This is a genomic window from Mycobacterium sp., from assembly GCF_035499775.1.
Lineage (GTDB): Bacteria > Actinomycetota > Actinomycetes > Mycobacteriales > Mycobacteriaceae > Mycobacterium.
Map to the genome: position 1 here is coordinate 1 of NZ_DATJYB010000380.1, position 4,578 is coordinate 4,578.

The 4,578-nt window shown below is 64.9% G+C and carries 3 protein-coding genes; 1 reads left to right on the forward strand and 2 read right to left on the reverse strand.

Annotation, left to right across the window (positions count from 1 at the left end):
* Positions 1-159 precede the first annotated feature (159 nt).
* Positions 160-1,779, reverse strand: coding sequence for a hypothetical protein (locus VML93_RS23460; RefSeq protein WP_325614677.1), 1,620 nt, complete (start codon positions 1,777-1,779; stop codon positions 160-162).
* A 204-nt stretch (positions 1,780-1,983) separates the two neighbouring features.
* Between VML93_RS23460 and VML93_RS23465 the strand changes: the two genes are divergently transcribed.
* A complete protein-coding gene (locus tag VML93_RS23465; protein WP_325614678.1) occupies positions 1,984-3,582 on the forward strand; it encodes an IS1182 family transposase in 1,599 nt (532 codons plus the stop codon).
* A 574-nt stretch (positions 3,583-4,156) separates the two neighbouring features.
* On the opposite strand, the gene VML93_RS23470 is transcribed toward VML93_RS23465, so the two are convergent.
* Positions 4,157-4,578 (reverse strand): hypothetical protein (locus tag VML93_RS23470; protein ID WP_325614679.1); only part of this gene is annotated, 422 nt, incomplete at its 5' end.

The window sequence follows — 4,578 nt, forward strand, 5'->3', positions numbered from 1 at the left end:
GGGCCCCGGCCCGTCGCCTCAGGCCGCGCTGCTTTCTGGTCGGGGGGCTGATATCGCAGACTCACCCGTAACGGTCGAGAAGTGACGTATCGGCTCGAAACCACCACGTTCGGCCTAGGGACCCTTGGTCCCTAGAACTCATGGACTTGTCTTGAGTTCTCAGGCTACTTTGAGTGGCAGTCTGGCGGCATCGATGTACTGTACTACGTGAGTATCTATGGTGCGCAAGGCTTTTCGGAGTGCTATTGGTGCGGGTGGTTGGTCGGCCGCGAGCAGGGGGCGCAGCAGCCGGTTGTGGAGTTTGGTGTAGAAGATCGCCACCCGTTGTCCGTCGTTGGTTAGGACGTAGGTGTTGGTCTGCGGGAGGCGTTCGATGAGCCCGTTGCGGCGCAGTCGGGCCAGGTCGTAGCTCATCTGGTTGACGGTGTATCTGGTGCCGAGCAGGGCGGTCACCTGGGCGCGCAGGCTCCGATTGGTGAATCCGACGACAGCGTTGAGCGTGACGCATAGGGCGCCGACCAGGGCCATGACCCGAGGATCGCCGAACCGCAGGGCCGGGGCCCTCCTGCCGTCCGCGGTGAGCGTGGGCAGCGCGACCCGCTCAAAGGCTGGGCTCGCAAGGACACAGCTCTGGCCGACTCGTTCAGTATCGAGCAGTCGACGGTTGACGTCACGCGCTTTGGCCTGCAGGTCATCGAGGAACCGCAGGCGTCGGTGACAGCCCAGGTCATCGGGTGAGTTGATGACGGTCTCGACGCGCAATGCCCGCCCGTCTTTGAGGTACTGCTTGATGCGGGAATGCTTGTAGAACGCGTTGACGCTGACCTCGGTGCCACGGGTGACGACCTTGGTCTTGTAGACCGGCGCGATCTTCGGGGGCCGGCCGCGGCGTTCGTTGCGGCCGGTGAAGATCAGCTCAATGCTGTCGTGGCGGCCCAGGTCGAGGTTGTCGACGACTAACGCCTCGAAAAATGCCCGGGCGCGTCGGGGCGTGTCGAACACCAAAGTGCGCGACACCTCGATCTGACGCATCGATAGCTCCCACCAATAACCGGCGTCGCGGTCAGCGTCGGTGAGTGGCAGCGGCAACCTGCTCATCCACCGCTGAAAAAACACCCCGATGGCGCTGGGACCGAGCCGATCGCAGATAACTTGCAGCGCTGCGGGATCGCCGGTTGTGGCGAAGCCGTTGGATAGTTCGGTGAACTCGATACCGGCCTTGGCTGCCTGGCGTTTGGCCCATTCGTGCCCGTTGAGCCACACCTTGATCGGGTACGGAAAGTAGGTGCAGATCTTGATGAACGCCGGCCCGAAATCAACGTCCCAGACATAAAAGTAAAAACACGAGACCCGCCGATCGGCCTTGGTAAACGAAAACCACGGAACCCCGTTGTCGCCCGTGTGTTGCGCGGCAGCGAACACGTTCTGAAACTCCTGGGCGGTCCCGATCGCGGCCACACCGGACCGGCCGGTGCTCGCCTGGGCGGCCAGATAGGGCCGCATCACGTCGATCTTGCGGTCGTCCTTGGAAAACCGCAGCAACGGGATTGCGTTGTCGGCAGCAAAACGGTCCACCGCCTTGCGGAAGGCGGCGCCGATCTTCTCCAGGATCGCCGGCGACGGGATCGGATAGCCCAGGTGCGCAGTCATAAACGACACCACCTGGCCACCCACCTGCAGGTTGGGCACATAACCGTTGAAATAGACCCGATCTAGACATTCGAGATCCAACTGCACATGCCCATCGAGCACATCGTTGACCGTTACGGTTGCAGCCATGATCCCAAGCGTGGCCTCAACATGCGGACCTGACCAGCCGCTTTCAGGGCCGGCGTCGGACCGCCAGCGCAACACCCGCATCACCGCACGCGAACCGACCAACCCAACCACCACCTCGACCGTCCGAGGCCGGCCTCATTAGGAGGCCGCTGAATAATCGGCGCGCCTCGGCGGAATATCGGCCTGAGCTGGGAAAATTGGTTCATGCTGGGTGTGGAGCGGGCGGATCGGGACTTGTTGGACGCGGAGGCTCTGGTCGGCCATCTGGTGGCTGAGGGCAGCATGTTTGCGTTCCTGGCCGCGCATCGCCAGGACTTGTTCTGTGACAAGGAGTTCGAGGACCTGTTCCCCTCAGGTCGGGGACGGCCGTCGATCCCGGCGTCGGTGATGGCCTCGATCCTGGTGCTGCAGACCGTGCATGATCTGTCCGACCGGGAGACCGCCGAGGCGGCCCGGTGTGACCTGCGGTGGAAGGTCGCTACCGGGATGGCGTTGGACCACAACGGATTCGACCCGACCACCCTGGTGTACTGGCGTAACCGGCTGGCCAAGTCGCAGCGGCCGCATCGGATCAACGCGGCGGTGCGCAGGGTGGTCGCCGAGACCGGGATCCTGCGGGGCCGGCGCAAACGTGCGGTGGATTCCACCGTCCTGGCCGACGCGGTCGCCACCCAGGACACCATCACCCAGCTGATCTCGGCGATCCGGCGGGTCGGGCGGATCGTGCCCGGCGCCGCCGAGCAGATCGTGGCGGTGTGCACCGGGCATGACTACAGCCGCCCCGGTAAGCCGTCGATCGACTGGGACGAGCCCGGTGCGAAGGATGCGCTGGTCTCAGCGTTGGTCAACGATGCGAATGCGCTGCTAGAGGCGCTCGCCGTTGACCCAGACGAGGCCGAGGAGCCGGTGGCCGCGGCAGTGGGGTTGCTAGCGTTGGTCGCCGGCCAGGATGTCGAACCTGCCGAGGGATCCGAGGGCACCGACGGACGGTGGCGCATCGCCCGCAAGGTAGCCCCCGACCGAGTGATCTCGACGGTGGACCCGCAGGCGCGCCACACCCGCAAGTCGCCGGAGGCACGCCGCGACGGGTTTCGGGCGCATGTGGTGGCCGAGCCGGAGACTGGGATCATCACCGACGAGGCGCTCACCAAGGCCGCCGGCACGAAGAACTCCGATCCGGCGGTGGCGGAGAACTTCGTCGCCGCCCACCGCGGCACCGGCGACAGTGAGGCCTGCACGCCGGAGTGGTACGGCGATTGCGCTTACGGCACAGGGGATCTGCGTGGCGCGATCCACGACGCCGGACACGACGCGGTGATCAAGCCCAGGCCGATCCCTGCTGCGGTCGCGGGTGGATTCACCGTGGACGACTTCACCGTCGACGAGGCCGCCGCCACCGTGACCTGCCCGGCCGGCAACACCCGTCCCATCACCAAGACCCGCAACGTGGTCTTCGGCGCATTGTGCCGCAACTGCCCGCTCGCTACGCGCTGCACCACATCCAAGACCGGCCGCACCATCAACCTGCACGAGCGAGACGACCTGCTTCGCGCAGCACGTCGCGACTGGACCGACAAGCCCGACCTGCAGGAAAAGTATCGGAAGAACCGGCCCAACGTGGAACGCGTCATCTCCCAGATCGCCAGCCGCGGCGGCCGTCGCCTCAAACTGCGCTACCGCGGCGTCGACAAGAACCACGCATGGCTCACCCGCCGCACCGCCGGACTCAACCTGCGTAACCTTGTCGGCCGCGGCCTCACCCGAACGACAGGAATCTGGGCCTTGGTGCCGCAGACCACCTGAACAGGCGGCCCCACCGGCGTCAAACAATGCCGTCACCGGGCTCTGGCCGGCCCTCCACCGGCCGCCGAGGCCGCCTCTGTCACCGACCGAACAGAAGTTCCCGCACGATCCACGTTTTGCCAGCGCCCGCGCGCGATATTCGCTCCTTGGCTCGTGCGGCCGCCAGTCCCCAGAAACCGACCTTTTTCAGCGGCCTCCGAGAGATGGATGCCGATGGGCCGCGCTGGCGCTGAGTGAGCAGCTGGCCGACGTTCGTCACGGCGTCGAAGCAACCATCAGCCGAACGTAAGGTTTCAGCGGTTCAGCCGTCGAGGTCGACGGCCTCGGGCACACCTTTATTTCCGACCACGCGGAAGGTAGACCCACCGGAGGTGACGGCGGCAGACGCGTGCTGGCGGCAACCCACAAAGGCTATCTCCGCATCGGGGTTGCCGTTGCGGACCGCAGGGGTCCGCGGACGTGTCCGGTCGACGACCTCCGTGAAGGCGCATTGCGATTGCTCAATGGCTAACGACCCACAAGGGGACGCCGCCGTGTCGGTGGTTTGTCGGGCCCTGGGCACCTATGCGGCGCATCAATCGGTGAGAAACACCTGCACCGATTCGAGCTGCCACCACACGGTGGCGTTCGCGATGAAACCCATGTTGTCGATATGGGACAGAACACCTGTATGGCTGCCGGCCAGCAACTCCACTTGTTCGCCGGCTGCAAGCGGTGGGCCATCCACTTTGACCACGAAAGTTATTGGTCCCGAGGGAATCTCCGGCGCGTTGAAGGTGGCGTCATCCCCCGAAAGATCTATCCATCCCACCCGCGTCACCTCTTGAGACCCTGCCGTATCGACTGGAGTTCCAGCTCGCACCACAAAGCCTTCCACCGAGTGCGTGATGAGAAGGTCCCCGTGCGAAAATCCCCAGTGATCGGTCAGGCTGCCGTGGAGCCGGCTGTACAGGTTGCGCATGGTGAACCCGATGTTGAGTGAACCAGCCTTGGGCG